Origin of the sequence: Planococcus shenhongbingii (genome assembly GCF_030413635.1) — a bacterium.
GTDB classification, from domain to species: Bacteria; Bacillota; Bacilli; order Bacillales_A; family Planococcaceae; genus Planococcus; species Planococcus shenhongbingii.
This window is the reverse complement of sequence record NZ_CP129235.1, coordinates 2,037,730-2,055,690: the sequence shown is the minus strand read 5'-3', so window position 1 is coordinate 2,055,690 and position 17,961 is coordinate 2,037,730. Positions and strand designations below refer to the sequence as shown.

18 protein-coding genes are annotated in these 17,961 nt (G+C 45.4%); 13 read left to right on the top strand and 5 right to left on the bottom strand.

Annotated features, from left to right (window positions below; all coding sequences use genetic code 11):
* Window positions 1-67 precede the first annotated feature (67 nt).
* Both QWY16_RS10165 and QWY16_RS10160 read right to left on the bottom strand, forming a co-directional pair.
* Window positions 68-403, bottom strand: coding sequence for a hypothetical protein (locus QWY16_RS10165; protein WP_300989108.1), 336 nt, complete (start codon window positions 401-403; stop codon window positions 68-70).
* Window positions 404-506: 103 nt separating this feature from the next.
* Window positions 507-1,361 carry an NAD(P)H-hydrate dehydratase gene (locus QWY16_RS10160; protein ID WP_300989106.1) on the bottom strand — a complete coding sequence of 285 codons (855 nt, stop codon included), beginning with the start codon at window positions 1,359-1,361 and terminating at the stop codon, window positions 507-509.
* Between the two features lie 155 nt (window positions 1,362-1,516).
* Here QWY16_RS10160 and QWY16_RS10155 point away from each other — a divergent pair, with 155 nt between their 5' ends.
* From QWY16_RS10155 to QWY16_RS10120, 8 genes are all read left to right on the top strand, one after another.
* Complete coding sequence (locus QWY16_RS10155; RefSeq protein WP_300989104.1) at window positions 1,517-2,260, top strand: ZIP family metal transporter; 744 nt, start codon at window positions 1,517-1,519, stop codon at window positions 2,258-2,260.
* 132 nt (window positions 2,261-2,392) lie between these two features.
* Window positions 2,393-3,349: an MBL fold metallo-hydrolase gene (locus QWY16_RS10150; protein WP_436837138.1), complete on the top strand. Its 957-nt coding sequence runs from the start codon at window positions 2,393-2,395 to the stop codon at window positions 3,347-3,349.
* A gap of 79 nt (window positions 3,350-3,428) precedes the next feature.
* A complete protein-coding gene (locus QWY16_RS10145; protein ID WP_300989100.1) occupies window positions 3,429-3,794 on the top strand; it encodes a nuclear transport factor 2 family protein in 366 nt (121 codons plus the stop codon).
* Between the two features lie 220 nt (window positions 3,795-4,014).
* Window positions 4,015-4,980, top strand: coding sequence for a nucleoside hydrolase (locus QWY16_RS10140; RefSeq protein WP_300989098.1), 966 nt, complete (start codon window positions 4,015-4,017; stop codon window positions 4,978-4,980).
* A gap of 13 nt (window positions 4,981-4,993) precedes the next feature.
* Window positions 4,994-5,596, top strand: coding sequence for an ECF transporter S component (locus QWY16_RS10135; RefSeq protein WP_300989096.1), 603 nt, complete (start codon window positions 4,994-4,996; stop codon window positions 5,594-5,596).
* Window positions 5,597-5,660: 64 nt separating this feature from the next.
* A complete protein-coding gene (locus tag QWY16_RS10130; RefSeq protein ID WP_300989094.1) occupies window positions 5,661-6,416 on the top strand; it encodes an energy-coupling factor transporter transmembrane component T in 756 nt (251 codons plus the stop codon).
* Window positions 6,401-7,264: an energy-coupling factor ABC transporter ATP-binding protein gene (locus QWY16_RS10125; RefSeq protein WP_300989092.1), complete on the top strand. Its 864-nt coding sequence runs from the start codon at window positions 6,401-6,403 to the stop codon at window positions 7,262-7,264. Before QWY16_RS10130 ends, QWY16_RS10125 begins: the two co-directional genes overlap by 16 nt.
* A complete protein-coding gene (locus QWY16_RS10120) occupies window positions 7,257-8,072 on the top strand; it encodes an energy-coupling factor ABC transporter ATP-binding protein (RefSeq protein ID WP_300989091.1) in 816 nt (271 codons plus the stop codon). Before QWY16_RS10125 ends, QWY16_RS10120 begins: the two co-directional genes overlap by 8 nt.
* A gap of 37 nt (window positions 8,073-8,109) precedes the next feature.
* Here the strand turns inward: QWY16_RS10120 and ptsP are convergent, their stop codons facing one another.
* Window positions 8,110-9,822, bottom strand: a complete 1,713-nt coding sequence (gene ptsP / locus QWY16_RS10115) for a phosphoenolpyruvate--protein phosphotransferase (protein WP_300989089.1) — start codon at window positions 9,820-9,822, stop codon at window positions 8,110-8,112.
* Window positions 9,822-10,088: a phosphocarrier protein HPr gene (locus tag QWY16_RS10110; protein WP_036804699.1), complete on the bottom strand. Its 267-nt coding sequence runs from the start codon at window positions 10,086-10,088 to the stop codon at window positions 9,822-9,824. The genes ptsP and QWY16_RS10110 overlap by 1 nt, the downstream gene beginning before the upstream one ends.
* 178 nt (window positions 10,089-10,266) lie before the next feature.
* Here QWY16_RS10110 and QWY16_RS10105 point away from each other — a divergent pair, with 178 nt between their 5' ends.
* The 5 genes from QWY16_RS10105 (at window position 10,267) to QWY16_RS10085 (ending at window position 17,611) form a co-directional block, all read left to right on the top strand.
* On the top strand, window positions 10,267-11,019 hold the full coding sequence (locus QWY16_RS10105; RefSeq protein ID WP_300989087.1) for a DeoR/GlpR family DNA-binding transcription regulator: 753 nt from the start codon (window positions 10,267-10,269) through the stop codon (window positions 11,017-11,019).
* Window positions 11,016-11,948, top strand: a complete 933-nt coding sequence (gene pfkB / locus QWY16_RS10100; RefSeq protein WP_300989085.1) for a 1-phosphofructokinase — start codon at window positions 11,016-11,018, stop codon at window positions 11,946-11,948. Before QWY16_RS10105 ends, pfkB begins: the two co-directional genes overlap by 4 nt.
* Window positions 11,945-13,861: a PTS fructose transporter subunit IIABC gene (locus tag QWY16_RS10095; protein WP_300989083.1), complete on the top strand. Its 1,917-nt coding sequence runs from the start codon at window positions 11,945-11,947 to the stop codon at window positions 13,859-13,861. Before pfkB ends, QWY16_RS10095 begins: the two co-directional genes overlap by 4 nt.
* 212 nt (window positions 13,862-14,073) lie before the next feature.
* Window positions 14,074-16,170 (top strand): sensor domain-containing protein, encoded by a 2,097-nt coding sequence (locus QWY16_RS10090; RefSeq protein ID WP_300989081.1) that lies wholly within the window; start codon window positions 14,074-14,076, stop codon window positions 16,168-16,170.
* A 208-nt stretch (window positions 16,171-16,378) separates the two neighbouring features.
* A complete protein-coding gene (locus QWY16_RS10085) occupies window positions 16,379-17,611 on the top strand; it encodes an AI-2E family transporter (RefSeq protein WP_300989079.1) in 1,233 nt (410 codons plus the stop codon).
* A gap of 126 nt (window positions 17,612-17,737) precedes the next feature.
* Here the strand turns inward: QWY16_RS10085 and QWY16_RS10080 are convergent, their stop codons facing one another.
* Window positions 17,738-17,923: a hypothetical protein gene (locus tag QWY16_RS10080; RefSeq protein ID WP_300989077.1), complete on the bottom strand. Its 186-nt coding sequence runs from the start codon at window positions 17,921-17,923 to the stop codon at window positions 17,738-17,740.
* Window positions 17,924-17,961 lie beyond the last annotated feature (38 nt).

The following is a 17,961-nucleotide window of genomic DNA, read 5'->3' as shown; positions in this document are numbered from 1 at the left end:
TGCCAAAGACTATTTAATTATTAATATTAAAAACGAGAAAAGCTGATTGCCAGCAGTTCTCGTTTTTTTATTTTTTCCGCAGCGTATCAATCAATTCTTCGCCTTTCACTGTCTTTGTGGAAAAAGCGATCGCGTCTCCTTCTTTAATGGCATCAAAATTACCAGTGGCATCTTCGGCAATGGGATAGTTTTTTTCTTGGCCTTCAAACTCAATAATTACTTCATCTTTTTCTTCGTTAGCGTAACCTTCAAAGATGCCATTCATTTGAGTGGTCAAGTCAATTCCGGATGCTGGATCCGCTCGTTCGGTTTCCTGTACCATTTCATTTTCCGGCCGTTCGATACAGCCGGAAAGCGACAACACAAGCAATCCGAATAATAAAGTTTGTGAGATGAACTTCATTTGTGCACCTCCTTTTCGAACCTCATTTAGTATAGACACGCCTATTTCAGCAAAACTTTGCTAATGAAATGCAATTTTATCACTAGTCTATCTGTTTCAGGCTTTATTTAGGCTCGTATTTTTTCCATACTTCCGGAAGGAAATCCGTTAATTCATGAGCGAGCAATGTTTGCGTAGAACGTGTAGCGGCCCAATGGTCAGCACAAGCCCCGTGGAGAAACACCGCATTCAAAACAGCATGTTTCCAGTCTTCATGGCAGCACAGCATGCCGAGAATCATGCCCGTCAATGTGTCGCCTGTGCCGCCTTTAGCGAGCGAGGCATTTCCAGTGGCGTTAACCCAGGTTTCACCATCCGGGAAGGCAATGACTGTCTGATGTCCTTTCAAGACGATGGTGACACCAAGTTCTTTCGCAAACCTGGAAACATAGTAACCGCGCCGCTTTTCCAGGTCGGTTGTTGAGACACCCGTAATTCGTGAGAACTCTCCAGGATGGGGCGTTAAAATAATTGGAGCTGGCCGCTCATTATAAGAACGCTCCGTTAAAGCGCCTGCATCGAGAACAACTGGAAAATCGCAGTCGACGAGCTGCTCAATCGCATGTTCTGCAATCCGGTTCGGCACAATGCCTGGCCCGATGGCAGCCGCGCGGTACCGATGCAGTTCAAGCGTCCCGTCTGCTACTTTTTCTAAGCCATTCCGGATATAGGTGGCTTCCGGAAGAACAGGGACCACCAATGGAATCACTTCCGATTCGGTGCCGATTTCCAGTTTTCCGATTCCGGAGCGCATCGCACCCAGCCCTGATAATAATGCAGCTCCTGGCATATCCCGGCTGCCCGCTATCAAAAGACCGGTGCCATATGTTCCTTTGTGGCTTTTTTGGTCTCGTATCGGAAGGGTTTTTTCTACAGAATGCCCGGTCCATACGGATAGCCTTCCCTTATTTTCTGCCAACCTCATCAGCTCCCAGCATAATGTCTGTTTAATAAAACATACCCGTTCGAAGCAGCTAAATAACGGCTGCGAAGTTTAGATTCCGATTGTGGTTATGATTGATAATTTCCGGGAACGGTAAAGCATGGAAATGAAATTGAAGAGGGGTGGGTTGGATGGGGCAAGCGCTGTTTTGGGGTGCAGTAGCAGGCGGAGCCAATTTGTTGGGTGCTTTGATCGTCATGGCCGTTGCGCTTCCGCAAAAGCTGATCGGTTTTATCATGGCACTTGGAACTGGGGCGTTGATCGGAGCTGTTGCTTTTGAGCTGTTGGTCGAAGCGATGGAAATCAGCGGGTTGATGTATATAGCGCTGGGATTTCTCGGCGGAGCATTAATTTTCACTTTTTTGGATATTTTAGTTACTCGTAAAGGCGGCATGCACCGGAAACGTTCCGGGCATGGAAAAGATGCCCCCAGTAATTCGGAAGCAAGTGCCGGAATGGCGATTTTTCTCGGCACCATCATGGATGCCATCCCGGAAACAGCCATGATCGGCCTTGGCCTTGCGCAAGGCGGAGGCATCGGTTTCGCATTGATTGCCGCTGTTTTCATCAGTAATTTGCCAGAAGGTATATCCAGTACAACCGGTTTGCAAAAAGGCGGCTTCCATAAAAAGAAAGTGCTGATGATGTGGGTTTTCGTAATGGTAGCATCCGCATTAAGTTCACTTATCGGATATACATTCCTGGAAAATGCCCCAACAGATATTCAGGCGTTGATCAGTGCTTTTGCGGCAGGTGGCATTGTCGCCATGGTGGCTTCTACCATGATGCCTGAAGCACATGAAAAAGGCGGGCCAATTACCGGTTTCATTACAGCGCTGGGAATTTTTATTACTTTAATGCTGCAGCAAATTTAGCGTTCAAAGCCTTAAGAAATTTATTTCTTAAGGTTTTTCTTTAGCAAAGGCAGAGTGCCTGCAAGTATCCCTATATGAGTTTGAGTGATAGAATATTCAGTATATTAAATAATAACCTCAAGGAGGATGGCCATGCCCAAACAATTAAACGGACGCATTCATATAATTGATGGAATGGATTTAGGGTTAAAAGAACGGACAGGTACGTATGTAATCGATGAGCAGGAACTGACCATCATTGATACGAGTGCCAGCCCTTCAGTTCAGCATGTTAAAAAAGGGTTGAAAGAATTAGGGTTTTCACTGGACCAAGTGAAATACATAATCGTCACTCATGTCCATCTTGATCATGCAGGCGGAGCCGGTCTTCTGCTTAAAGACTGCCCAAATGCCAAAATTGTGGTACATCCGAAAGGAGCGAGGCACCTTGCGGACCCGAGCCGATTGATCGCTGGCGCAAGGATGGTTTATGGAGAAAAATTTGATGAATTATTCAATCCCATTATACCTGTACCGGAAGATCGGCTGCTGTTAAAAACGGAAGGCGGCCAATTGCAAATCAGTCCGGCCTGTACACTTGAATTCTGGGATACTCCCGGACATGCCAACCATCACTTCGGCATTTACGATCCTGTCAGCAACGGCATGTTCGCCGGTGACACGGCAGGCATCCGCTATGAACAGCTCGTGGAAGACGGCATTGAATTGTTTTTGCCATCGACTTCCCCTAACCAGTTTGACCCAGTTGCCATGAAACGGGCAATTGACCGGATGCTGGCACAGAACCTGGATGCCATCTACTATGGCCATTATGGGATGACCGAAAAACCCCAAAGTGCTCTTCACCAGGTTTCTGATTGGCTAGAGGTCTTTTTGGAAGAAGCAAAAGCGGCGCTTGACAGCGGCGACGGCCCGAAGGAACTGGCAGCACGGCTAAAAGGTCGGGTAAAGGAACATTTAAGACAACAGCATATTGCCGATGACCACCCTGTTTATAAAATTATCCAACTCGACATGGAAGTCAGCTCTATGGGCATGATGGATTTTTTGGCGAAAAATAAAAGCAGTGAGAATACAGCAACTCAATAAATCAGCAAAAAGAGTGGGTTTAAAAATGCTCTATCGGGTATTGAATAGAAAATAACTTCCTTAAGGAGGAAAATTCCATATGGCAGATGTAAAAAGTGAGAAGTTTTTCAAAGAAATGAACATCGCTTTTGTAATCGGAGACTTGGATTTTATTGAAAAACATATTGCGGACGATATTACATGGGAAATGGAAGGCGAAAAAACGATCCGAGGAAAAGAAGAGTTTTTGAGCTATGTTGGAGCGATGGATACCAATCATGACGTGAAAGTCACAATTGACAAGGTGCGGACTGAAGGCCTCCAAGCCACGGTGAGCGGAAAAATGATGGTTAATGAAAAAGACGGCAACGTAAAATCTTATTCATATCAAGACATATACGAAGTGAATTCGGAATCTGGCGGCAAAATCACCAATTTGATATCCGTCGTCAATGAAGATAAATAATTAAAATTGTGAGAGGAGACGAGGGTCTCCTCTTTTTTGTGCTTGAATATATTAAATGGAAGAAATCCAATTGATACATGGGTTCATTGCAGGAATTTGATCTTCTGAAATCGAAATACTTAATGACATTTGAAGGAACGAAGTCCACGTGTAATGAAAGAACTGCTAGAAGAACTAGCTGCTCAATTAAAGGCTAGGAAATACATAAAGGAGGAATTAGATGGCTATTCCTGTGATTATCGACTGCGATCCCGGAATTGATGATGTGATGGCATTGACTTTAGCTTTTGCCCATCCGGAGCTGGAGATCAAGCTGATTACGACGGAAGCGGGAAATCAGACGCAAGCAAAAACGGTAGCAAATGCTTTAGCCTTCACCAGTTACTTGGGGCAGAACATCGAAATTGCCAAAGGGTTGGAAAAGCCAATGTTCAAAGAGCTCGAGATTGCGGATGCAGTCCATGGAGACAATGGCCTCGGGAATGTGGAATTTCCTGAACCCACGCTAAAGTTAAGTGAAAGAACGGCTATCGATGCGATGAGACAAGTATTAATGGACAGTGCCGAGCAGGTCGTATTGATTGCAACCGGTCCATTGACGAATCTGGGGGCATTGCTTTTCACGCATCCTGAAGTCAAACAAAAGATTAAATTCATTTCTTATATGGGAGGCGCAGCAGTTGGCGGCAATATGAGTCCAACTGCTGAATTTAATGTTTATGTAGATCCTCACGCTGCTGATTTGGTATTCCGCTCAGGGGTTCCAATCGTCATGAGCGGGTTGGATGTCACGCATAAAGCGTTTGTGTCGATGAAAGAACTTCAGGACATTGAAAGCATCGGGTCCGATTTTGCCTTGAAAATTTCGAAGATGCTTCGCTTTTATGTGAAAGAAGCAAGGCAAACCGCGTTCCACACTCCGGAATTCGAAGAACGTTTCCGCCTGCATGATTTATGTGCGGTCTCGTATGTCTTGACGCCGGAATTGTTTGAAGGAGATGACTGTTTTGTCCAAATAGAGACAGTAGGCCTCCTGACTGCGGGGACAACCGTGGTGGACTATGTACAGCGTTCCGGAAAACCTGCCAATGCGAAAGTGCTGCATACGGTCGACCGGGAGAAATTCGTTGCCCAATTTGTCGATGCGATTAAAAAGATGAGCCAGCAGACAGCTGACCATACTTAAAGGGGGAGAAGAGATGAAGCGCAGTTTTAAAGATGATTTCAGTTTAATGGCGATGCTGTTGATACCGATTGGAGTAGCGATCAATATTGTCGGTTTCCAATTGACAAATGTTCTGCGGTTGCCGATTTTCCTGGATACCATCGGCACGATTTTAGTCGGCGTTATTGCAGGGCCATGGGTCGCTTTACTTGCCGGACTGATCACCAACTTAATCAATGCGATATTCAATCCAGTCTATTTGCCGTATGCCTTAACATCAATGGCTATCGGAGTGGGAGCCGGTCTCCTTTCCAAATACGGATTTTTCAAAAGTGTTCCAAAAACGATCATTTCAGGCCTTGTCATTACGTTGATTGCGGTTGTGGTTTCGGCACCGATTACGGTTTTGGTATTTGGGGGGGCAACAGGGAATACGTCTTCTCTCATTACGGCTACCTTCCTGGCATCAGGCCAGGAATTATGGACTGCCGTGTTTTCTTCCAGCTTTATTGTGGAAATCGCCGATAAAGTGGTTTCAGTCTTAATCGTCTTTTTCATTGTAAAAGGCATGTCGGACCGTTATTTATCAAAACTGAAATACGGCCATCTGTATATGAAGCGCAGAAGCCGGCAATGAAAAGTTTTGCAGTTAATGCTGTCAGCTTAAAAGATGCAGTTGTGGAAAAGAGGTGGCATCATCCATGAAACCAAATGCATTGCTTCAGCTTCATCCGATGACGAAATTTTACTTTGCATTATTTATTTTAGCGGCCGTTTTAATCATTCCAGGCTACCTATTCGCCTTTTCACTATTTTTCGGTTTGATGGCTATTGCATTCATGGCAGGGGTTTTCAAGGAATTCATGGAAATTGTTTTGAAAGCTTTATTGAGTGTTTTAATCATCGTGTTTCTGATGCAAATCTTTTTCTTTCCCGGAGAACAAGTGCTGTGGCAATGGTGGATTTTTGAAATCAAACAAGAAGGCATCTATTATGGCCTTATCTTAACCTCTCGCATCTTGGCGATCGGTTCCGCCTTTGTGCTGTTTTTCAGGATGACAGAAGTGCGGGATTTTGTTAAATCGCTTGAAGATAAAGGCATGCCGCCGATGGGCGCCTACGTAGTATTATCGACGCTGCAAATCATTCCGGAAATGCGCCGCCAAGCGAATACCATCATGGAAGCCCAAAAAACGAGAGGCGTCGAAACAGAAGGTTCCTTGTTCGTGCGGGCGAAAGCATTTATTCCTACTTTAACGCCGTTGATTTTGTCGTCCATCGCCGGTACAGAAGAAAGGGCGCTGACACTCGAGTCACGGGCTTTTTCAGCTCCGGTGCAAAAGACCAGTTTGCATAAGCTGACAAAAAGCCGTGCTGACCGGATTCTGCCAGTCGTTTTGGTCTTCATCATTATCGCTTTAGTTGTCTGGAGGTTTTTCTTATGGCAGCAGACATGATCGATTTAAAAAACGTTTCGTACCGCTATCCTGTAAGCGATGATTATGTCTTAAAAAATGTCTCTTTCAGCATCGAGAAGGGAAAATTCACCGCAATCATCGGCAATAACAGTTCGGGCAAAACAACATTGTGCAACACCATCCGGGGATTTATTCCTCATTTTTATAAAGGGGACCTGGAAGGAGAAGTCCTGGTTGATGGCATTCGTATACAGGATGCACAGCTCGGACAATTGGCTGAGAAAGTGGGCTATGTCTTTCAAAACCCTTTTATCCAAGTATCAGGCGTTAAAAACAATGTTTTTGAAGAAGTGGCATTCGGATTGGAAAACCTTGGAGTTCCGGTCGATGAAATTCGTTTGCGGGTTGATGAAATGCTGAAACTCGTTAACATCGACCATTTGCGCTATAAAAACCCCTTCGATCTGTCAGGAGGGCAAAGACAGCGTGTTGCCCTTGCTTCCATCATCGTAATGGACCCGGATATTCTGGTCATTGATGAACCGACTTCCCAGCTTGACCCAATCGGGACTGAGCAGATTTTCGACATTATCCGTTTGATGAAAGAACGCGGCAAAACCATTGTTTTGGTTGAACATAAAATAAACTTGATTGCTGAATATGCCGATGATTTGCTGGTTATGCATAAAGGTGAACTGGTCATGCAAGGCGCCGTTCGGGACATTTTCGCTGACCCGCAATTCGAACAATATGACATACAGTATCCGCATGTTACGGAACTTGCCCTTCAACTGCAAAAAGCAGGGATGCCACTAGCGTTTTTGCCGATAAGAGATAGTGAATTGGCAGAAGCACTGAATTTGAATGGAGTGATTGCGCGTGACTGACCTTCTATTGGAAAATGTCAGTTTTTCTTATCCGGACGGCACAAAAGCGCTTGAAGACTTTTCTTTGTCGGTTACAACTGGCGAACGCGTAGCCATTGTCGGACAGAACGGTGCAGGGAAGACAACTGCGGTCAAACTGATGAATGGTTTATTAAAACCAAAGGCTGGAACGGTGTTGGTCGGTGAATGGGACACTAAAAAATACACCACTGCTCAAGTTTCAAAAAAAGTCGGCTATGTGTTCCAAAATCCGGATGATCAGATTTTTCATAACGATGTTGAATCTGAAGTCCGTTTTGGACCGAAAAATATGAAGTTTGATGTGGAGCGTGTAGATGCGCTGACCCAATGGGCGATGGATATTTGCGGAATCACCAGTTTTGCGGAAGAAAACCCGTATAATTTGCCGTACTCCGAACGCAAATTCGTGACGATCGCATCTGTTCTGGCGATGGATTCGGATATTATCATCCTCGATGAGCCGACAGCCGGACAAGACAAAATCGGATTGAAAATTCTTGGCCGCCTGCTCGAGACGCTTGAACAAAAAGGGAAGACCGTCATTACCATTACGCACGATATGGAATTTGTCACCGACTATTTCCAGCGGATCGTTGTCATGGCGAACCGCAAGCTCATAGCCGATGACCAAGCGAACAGGATTTTTTATGATGCCGGGATTCTGGAAAAAAGCATGCTGAAGCCTCCCGCGGTAGCTCAAATGGCAAGAATGCTGGATTTTCCAGACGGCATCCTTTCCAAGCAGCAACTGATTAATGCAATTCTGCAGCAGCACACCGGACATTAAAAAAGCCACAAGGTTCAAAAGAACCTTGTGGCTTTTTTTACATTTTTTCTTTTACGTAAGTGGCAACTTCAACTGAAGTGTCCATCGCTAGAATTCGGTCAATATGGCTTTCCATATCGGCTTTTGATAATTTGCTGATTTGCGCTCGTGCTTTCAGAATAGAAGAAGCACTCATTGAAAATTCATCTAAGCCAAGGCCAAGCAAGATTGGAATGGCAATTTCATCTCCGGCCATTTCTCCGCACATGCCTGTCCATTTGCCTTCACGATGCGAAGCATCAATGACCATTTTCACCAGGCGCAAAATCGCCGGATTGAAAGGCTGGTACAAATACGACACGCGTTCGTTCATGCGGTCAGCCGCCATGGTGTACTGGATCAAGTCGTTTGTGCCAATGGAGAAGAAATCCACTTCTTTGGCAAATGTATCCGCCATAACAGCAGTAGAAGGAATTTCGACCATGATGCCGATTTCGATTGAATCACTGACTTCAACGCCTTCTGTCTGCAGCTTCGCTTTTTCATCGAGAACGAGCGATTTCGCCTGACGGAATTCATCGAGTGTTGCAATCATCGGGAACATGATTTTCAAATTGCCATGGACGCTTGCACGAAGCAAGGCACGCAGCTGCGTCCGGAACATGTCTTCCATTTCCAGGCACAGGCGGATTGCCCGCAAGCCCAGGAAAGGATTCAGTTCTTTTGGCAATTGCAGATAAGAAAGCTCTTTGTCGCCGCCGATATCCAATGTGCGGACTACAGTCGGTTTGCCTTCCATCGCTTTTAATACCGAAGAATAAGCTTCAAATTGCTCTTCTTCCGTCGGGAACTGGTCACGGCCCATGTACAGAAATTCCGTACGATATAAGCCGATTGCTTCTCCGCCGTTTTCCAAGACGCCAACCGTATCTTTCGGTGTTCCGATATTGGCGCCGAGTTCCACTGAATGGCCGTCCGTTGTGATGGTCGGCTCGTTTTTCAGTTTTGCCCATTCCGCTTTTTGGCGGTCGTACTGGGCTTTCTTTTCTTCATATGAAGCAATGGTTGCTTCGTCAGGATCAATGATGATTTGGCCATCGAGACCATCGACGATGATGACGGTTCCGTTTTCAACAGCTGCCATCGCGGTCTTCGCGCCAACGACTGCCGGTATTTCCAATGTCCGGGCAAGAATGGCCGAGTGGGAAGTGCGTCCGCCGATATCGGTGATAAACCCTTTAACAAATTTTGGATTCAATTGCACCGTATCGGAAGGGGTCAAATCCTCCGCGATGATCACGACTTCGTCGGAAATCATGCTCGGGCTTTGAATGGATACACCCAAAAGGTGGGACAGCACGCGTTTGGTTACATCGCGGATATCTGCCGCGCGTTCTTTCATATAATCATTGTCCATCGATTCGAACATCTGGATGAACATATTTGCGGTTTCCTGCAAAGCATATTCCGCATTATTTTTGTCTGTCTCAATTTTTTCCTTGATTGGGCCAAGCAATTCGGGATCGCTTAGCACTAAAAGATGGGCGCCGAAGATGGCGGCTTCTTTGTCGCTGATTTGCTGAGAAGTTTGTTCTTTAATCGTTTCAAGTTCTGAAATGGATTGGGTTAATGCGGCTTCTAAACGAACTACTTCCTGCGCTGTATCCGTTACAATCGTTTTTTCGACGTTCAGGTCCGGATTTTCAAGTCTGAATGCTTTGGCAATGGCAATTCCATTAGAAGCAGCGATTCCGGATAATGTTTTGTTCATCAGTTTGAAAGCCCTTCTGAAGCCATTACTTGGCTCACTTGAGCCAGTGCTTCTTCTTCATCTTCTCCATTTGCAGCAACAGTAACGGTTGACCCGGAAGCCACTCCGAGACTCATAACCCCTAAAATCGATTTCAAGTTCACTTTTTTGCCTTTATGCTCCAATGTGATATCGGATTTGAATTTTGACAAAGATCCCACTAAAGCGGATGCCGGGCGTGCGTGGATACCTGCTTCGTCTGTGATTGTGAATTGTTTTTCTACCATGTAAAATTCCTCCTAAAATGAATGATTGTTTTTGGTCGATTCTTAATCAATTATGAACGATTTTGAAAGAAATTTAAAGCAAATGAATGTTTTTGATTGCTTATGAATGATTATGATTGATTTTGGAAGCGATTTCAAGTATTATCTATTTAAATGAATCAGTAAAGAAGGTGAATGGATGTTAACGAACGAACGGCATGACTTCATTTTAAAATTATTGGAAGAAAAGCAGACGATTAAAATTCAAGAGCTTGTGGATTTGACGGCCGCTTCCGAGTCGACAATCCGGCGTGATTTAACTGAACTTGAAAACCAGCAAAAATTGGAACGTGTTTTTGGCGGAGCTGTTCTTCCTGCGCGTTACTTGATTGAACCAAGTGTTGCAGATAAATCTACACAAAACCTGCAGGAGAAAATTCAGCTGGCGAAATTTGCTGCTGCGTTCGTCCATAAAGGCGACAGTGTCTTTTTAGATGCAGGCACCACTACTTTTCAGATGATCCCTTTCTTAAAAGAAAAAGATCTGGTTGTGGTGACAAATGGATTGACCTTGGTCGACTCATTGAACGAGCAAGGCATCACCACTTATCTGACAGGAGGAAGAGTCAAGCCGCGGACCGGTGCACTGGTCGGAGCCCAGACCATTCAATCTCTAAAAAATTATCGCTTCGATGTTTGTTTCTTGGGCGTCAACGGATTTCATCCCGATTATGGATATACGACGCCGGATCCGGAAGAAGCAGCCGTTAAGCAACTTGCCAGTTCACTAGCGCGCAGGACTTATGTGCTTGCCGACCATTCGAAATCCAATAAAGTGAGCTTTGCTAAAATCATGGACTTGGAACAGGCAATTCTGGTCGTTGATGAATTATCCGGTGAAACCATCGAAATTATGGAAAAAAAGACTACAGTGAAGGTGGGAAAAGCATGATTTATACGTGCACCATTACACCATCTATAGACTACACCACCTATTTACCCAAATTCAAGACTGGGAAACTGAATCGCACGAACGACGTACATTATTACCCGGGCGGTAAAGGCATTAATGTTTCCCGTGTACTAAGCCGGCTGGGAACTCCCAATAAAGCGCTTGGCTTTGCGGGCGGGTTTACAGGCCATTATATAGAAGAATTTCTCCAAACTGAAGGTGTAGCCACCGATTTTATCCAAACGGAAGAAATCACGCGGATCAATGTGAAAATAAAATCCGAGGAAGAAACGGAATTGAACGGTCCAGGTCCAGCCTTGAACGAAGGGCAGCTCAGCGAATTGGCAGAAAAAGTCCGGGCGATGGAAAAAGGCGATTGGTTTGTGCTGGCAGGCAGCTTGCCTGACTCGATACCGATATCTTATTTCATGGAACTTGCCGACATCTGCCGAAACCATGAAATCCGCTTTGTTCTCGATACATCCGGTCCGGCATTAAAAGAATTGGTAAAAGCCAAACCGTTTTTGATCAAACCCAATGAACATGAGCTTGGGGAATTGTTTGATATTGAAATAAGCGGCAAACAACAAGCTTTATCCTATGCCTCGAAACTGATTGAAAGCGGTCTTGGGCATGTAATTGTTTCAATGGGCGGCGAAGGCGCGTTGCTGGTGACTAAAGAAGAGGCAGTCTCGGCGAAAGCGCCGAAAGGGCAAGTTGTCAATACGGTCGGGTCCGGTGATTCGCTGGTTTCCGGTTTTATCGCATCCTATGCTAACGGATCCGATGCTATAAAAGCGTTCCAGTACGGAGTGGCTTGCGGCAGTGCCACAGCTTTCCGGTCCGATCTATGTGAAAAACAAGATGCAGAAGAGCTGCTCAGCCAAGTTGTACTCCACCCCATTAATAAAGAGGATGTGACGACATGAAAATTACTCAATTATTGACTGAAAACACCATTATCCTGGATGTGAATGCTTCTTCAAAACCAGAAGTGATTGACGAACTGGTCACCCAGCTTGACCGTGCCGGAAAGTTAAATGATCCGGCCCAGTTCACGAAAGACATTTTGACGCGTGAACAGCAAAGCACGACGGGCATCGGGGAAGGCATCGCGATCCCGCATGCCAAATCCCAGGCCGTTAAAGAACCAGCGATCGCTTTCGGGCGTTCGGCACAAGGCCTCGATTATGAATCAATGGACGGCCAGCCGGCAAATCTGTTTTTCATGATTGCCGCCACTGAAGGCGCCAATGATGCTCATTTGGAAGCCTTGTCCCGCCTCGCGACATTTTTGATGGACGATAAATTCCGGACAAGAATCCTTGCGGCCACATCGAAACAGGAAGTCCTGCAAGCCGTGACCGACAAAGAAACAGAAGAAGACGGACCGGTCGCACCAACAGATGAGCATACCGCTCCAGCAGGGTCTTCCAAACGGATTTTGGCGGTAACAGCCTGCCCGACCGGAATCGCCCATACGTATATGGCGGCTGAAAAGCTGAATGACCGGGCAAAAGAGCTCGGCATTGACATCAAAGTGGAAACAAACGGTTCAAGCGGCGTTAAAAACCGCCTGACAGACGCTGACATCGCAGCGGCGGATGCCATCATTGTGGCCGCCGATACGAAAGTGGAAATGGCGCGCTTCGCCGGCAAGCCGGTCATCCAGACGAAAGTCGGCAAAGCGATCTATGAGACGGATCAATTGCTGAACCGCGCAGTAAATGGAGACGCCCCGGTTTACCAGCACGATAAATCAAAAGACGAATCCACCGAAACGGAATCGAAAGGATACTTCTATAAGCATTTGATGAACGGCGTTTCCAATATGCTGCCCTTCGTTGTCGGCGGCGGGATCCTGATCGCCATTTCGTTTTTCTGGGGCATCAATGCCGCAAATCCGGACAGCCCGGAATACAATGAATTTGCCGCCATGCTCAGCACAATCGGCGGAGGCAATGCGTTCTTCCTGATGGTACCGGTGCTTGCCGGATTTATCGCCATGAGCATCGCGGAACGGCCCGGATTTGCGCCTGGTATGATCGGCGGCTTAATCGCCATCACGGTTACCGGGGTTGAAGGGGCAAGCGGCGGTTCCGGTTTCCTTGGCGGTTTAATCGCCGGTTTCCTGGCGGGTTACGTCACGCTGCTCGTCAAGCGGGTATTTTCTGTGTTGCCGAATTCCCTTGAAGGATTAAAGCCGGTGCTGTTTTTCCCGGTCTTCAGCATTGCCATCACAGGCATCATCATGATGCTCGTCAATCCGCAGTTGACAAAAGTCTATACAGCGATTTCCGCGTTTCTTGAAAGCCTCGGCGGTACGAACCTGGTATTGGTCGGCCTGTTGCTCGGCGGCATGATGGCCATTGATATGGGCGGCCCGATCAACAAAGCCGCTTATACATTCGGCATCGCGATGCTGGATGCACAGAACTTTAACTTTATGGCGACGGTTATGGCAGCGGGAATGGTTCCGCCGCTTGGAATGGCCATTGCCACAACGATTTTCAAAAACAAATTCACCAAGCCGGAACGTGAAGCCGGCAAAACCGCTTACGTTTTAGGTGCCTGCTTTATCACGGAAGGCGTCATCCCGTTTGCGGCGGCAGACCCGGCGCGTGTTATTCCGGCGTCGGTTGCCGGAGCGGCAGTGACCGGTGCCCTGGTTATGCTGTTCGATATCAGCCTTCGCGCTCCGCATGGCGGCGTGTTCGTCATGGGACTGGTCGACGGCGGCGTCACGAAAATATTGATGTATGCAGTGGCGATTATCGCTGGAGCCTTTGTCACAGCCATTGTGGCCGGCCTCTTGAAGAAGAAAGCAGTTGCAATTGCTTAATTTTAAAAAAGCCGTTACAGATTATAAATCTGTAACGGCTTTTTGTTTTGTATCTTAATCTAAGCAAAAGAAATGTTGAACAAAAGTAAAAAAAACCCATAATTTTTTATTGCAAACAATCTAAGTTCCGCTTAAACGTGTTAAAGTATATTTTAAAAGACAGGACAAGGAGAAAGATATACGGCCTTTCGTCCTTAGTGAGGAGTGATGGATTGGACAACATAGAAAACAATATTCGAAACTCTATCATTAGCGGAGATAATCCGGATTTCTTACTGGAGATGTTTTCTAGTTTAGTGGAAGAAGCCGCAGTCTGCATGTATGTTTTAAGAGACGGAGTTTACAGTTATATCAACAAACGGTTCAGCGACTTTTCCGGGTATACCAAAGAAGAAATTCTGAATAACCCTCAGGCATTGGCAATGCTGATCCATCCCGAAGATTTGGCTATTGTCATGGAGATTATCCATAATCGACTGGAAAATAAAGATGCAAAATCCCGCTACCGCGTCCGAATCGTGAAAAAAGACGGGTCGTTGGCTTATACCGAAATCCATTCCACCAAATCGATAATCAATAACGTTGCCGTTATGGCGGGAACCGTTATTGATGTCACGGAAGAAGTAATGGTGAACCAGTTGCTGAAAGAGAACAATGAACGCTTCCATTCTCTTTTTTATACGAATCCGGATGCTATTTTTACCTTTGATCTTTTCGGGAAATTCGTTGATGTCAATCCAAGCTGTGAAACTTTGACCGGTTACACTGCTGAAGAATTATTGGAAATGTCCTTTACACCGTTACTGCTGCCCGAACATTTGCCGAAAACGATGGATTATTTTGAACAAGCTTTACAGGGCTTTACCAATAGCTATGAAATTTCAATTTACCATAAAGACAGAACACCTTTGCATTTGGAAGTCACGAACTTTCCCAAGAAGCAAGATGGTAAAATTGTCGGGGCTTACGGCATTGCCAAAAACATTACAGAAAAGCTGCTCTATAAAAAACAAATGGAAGACTTGGCGTTTTATGACTCTTTGACGAAACTGCCGAACCGGAGGCTGTTTGAAGACCGCCTGCAGCAAGTAGTGGAAATGGCGAAAATCAGTGACTGTAAGCCTGCAGTCCTTTTCTTGGACCTGGACCGCTTTAAGTTCATCAATGATTCTTTGGGCCATTCCCTAGGTGATGAATTCTTGATCTTAGTCGCTCAGCGCTTAGTGGAAAATCTGCGTAAAGGCGATACAGTGGCCCGAATTGCAGGCGATGAATTTGCGGTCCTTTTGCCGACAACGGAACCGCAGGAAGCGGCGGGAATTGCAAAGCGGCTGATTGCCTCGATGAGAGAACCATTTAACGTGTCTGGCCATTCCGTGACCATTTCCGGCAGTATCGGCATTGCGTTTATAGACAATCAACATGAAACGGCTTTCGATTTAATCAAAAAAGCGGATACTGCGATGTACTACACGAAGAAACAAGGCTCCAATAATTTCACCATTTATTCAAAAGAACTTGATTTTAAAACAATTTTTAAAGTGGCTGTTGAAAAAGATTTAAAATCTGCCATTGAAAACAACGAATTTGAGCTGTTTTATCAGCCGATTGTCAGTTTGAAAACGGAGCAGCTGAATGGCATGGAAGCTTTGCTGCGCTGGACCCATCCCACTCTGGGAGTGATTCCGCCCGATAACTTCATCCCGATATCCGAGGAAAGCGGACAAATAATTTCGATTGGCAAGTGGGTGCTTGAAACGGCTTGCAGGCAAAATAAGGAATGGCAAAACGCAGGACATCCTCCGTTTAAAGTCTGCGTCAATATTTCTACGATCCAGTTGAAGCGACCGGATTTTGTGGATGCAGTCAAAGCCATTCTCCATAAAACAGAACTTGCTCCGCAATGGCTGGAACTGGAAGTTACTGAAAGCATCTTGATGGAAAATACAGAAGTCGTGAAAGACAGTTTGCGGCAGTTAAAAAAACTCGGCATCTCCATGTCAATTGATGATTTCGGCACAGGCTATACATCGTTAAGCTATCTTCGCCAGTTTGCTTTTGACCGGGTAAAGATTGATCGCAGTTTTATAGAAGATATTGAAAGCGATTTGAACGGCAAAGCCATCACCTCCTCCATCATCGCTTTAGCGCACAAATTGAATATCGGCGTGATAGCGGAAGGCATTGAAAACGAAGGGCAGCTCGGGTATCTCCGGGATGAATTATGCGACGAAGGCCAAGGCTATTATTTCAGCCGCCCTATGCCGGCAGAAAAACACATTTTCCCTTATGGGAGTAAGAATTATTAAATGCGCTGAATTTGCGATTTAAGGAATAATTTTAAGTAAAAAAGGGAACTCTATTAATACCACTTAACAAATTCTTCCGTTATTAGGAAGATTCTTATCTGTTGCCGGAAAGTAGCCAAATTGCCTTCTTCATTGATTGCGGTCTGGCTGTTTTTTTACGTTGATGCTGCTCTAGCCGTTCAGACTTTGGGAGAAGGAGGATAGCAGGATGGAGCCCGAAAAAGAAAAATTGAATATGCGGACAGTCGCCACGTGGTTTGGAAGATGGTTTTTGAATAATAAACTGGTTGCGATCTTATTGGTCGTGTTATTGGTTTTTTTGAATCTTTATCTATTGTCCCGGATTACATTTCTGTTCTGGCCAATTCAAGGTTTTTTTAAAGTGATGGGACTGCCGATCGTCATGTCCGGCGTTCTTTATTATTTGCTGAATCCGCTGATTGATTGGATGGAAAAGAAAAACATCCCCCGGGTAAGCAGCATCATTATGGTATTTGGCTTGTTGCTCGGATTGATCATTTGGGGGGTGACCATCCTCATCCCGATCCTGCGGGAACAATTTGAAAGCCTGCTTGCCAATTTGCCGGCTTATATCGACAGTTTAGTGATCCAAATCGATTCTTTGCTCCGAAGTGATGTCTTGTCCCAGCTGCAAAGCCGATTGACAGGAGATGCGGATGGCCTTACAACCTCCATCACCGATCAAACGGATGAAGTGGTCGATACGACAGTCACAGGCATCGGCAGTGTCGTGGGTGTCGTTACAAATACGGTTCTAGCGCTGATTACAACACCGATCATTTTGTTTTATCTGTTAAAAGACGGCCATAATCTGCCTTATCATATTATGAACTTAGTGCCTTCTCGCATGCGTGAAAAAACCTATGTCTTGTTGAAAGAAATGAATTTGCAAATCAGCCAGTATATACGCGGCCAGCTGCTCGTCGCATTTTTTGTCGGACTGATGTTCTTTATCGGTTTTACGATTATCGGCCTTGAATATGGACTGATTCTTGCCATCATGGCGGGGGCGTTAAACCTTATTCCTTTTCTGGGTTCTTTTATTGCATTTATTCCTATTGTCATCGTGGCCCTCGTGGCCCATCCGCCGCTTATGCTGGCAAAAGTGCTGGTTGTGTTTTTCATCGAACAAACACTCGAAGGCCGGATCATCCAGCCGCTGATTCTCGGAAGCAATTTGAATATCCATCCGGTGACCATCATTGCTGTTTTGCTGACAGCGGGCCAATTATTCGGCATTGCCGGCGTCGTGTTGGGAATACCGGTATTCGCCGTCTGCAAAGTCGTGTTTGTCCATTTGTTTATTTGGTACCGGACCTATACCGGCCTTTACGATGACAATTTCAATCCAGCGCCAAAGCCGCTGGTATCAGAGAAGAAAAAACGGAAGCAGCTGTCTGTCCGAAAAAAACTGCAGTAATATGAATCTTCACAATAAATTTTTCCGAAACTCTTGAAATGGTTAAGGCAAGGAGGTGGTAGCAAGTTAAAGCCATCAAATTTGCAAACAAAAAATGAAATCATCTGCATGATTTCATTTGAGTGATTAATCGTTTTGGTTGTTCGCAGGTTTTCCTTTTCGCCACGAATAGAAAGCTAAAGCAAAAAAGAAAAAGGCGGTATTGAAGAAAAAGACAATATCGTCGAACATGCCTTCAAACAATAGGATGTTGATCAGCGTCAAGATATGCATGAAGCCAAGGGTAATAATTAAGACCGTCGAAGTTTTCATAAACGTTCCTCCATCAGTTATTGAATCTTTAGTGTACC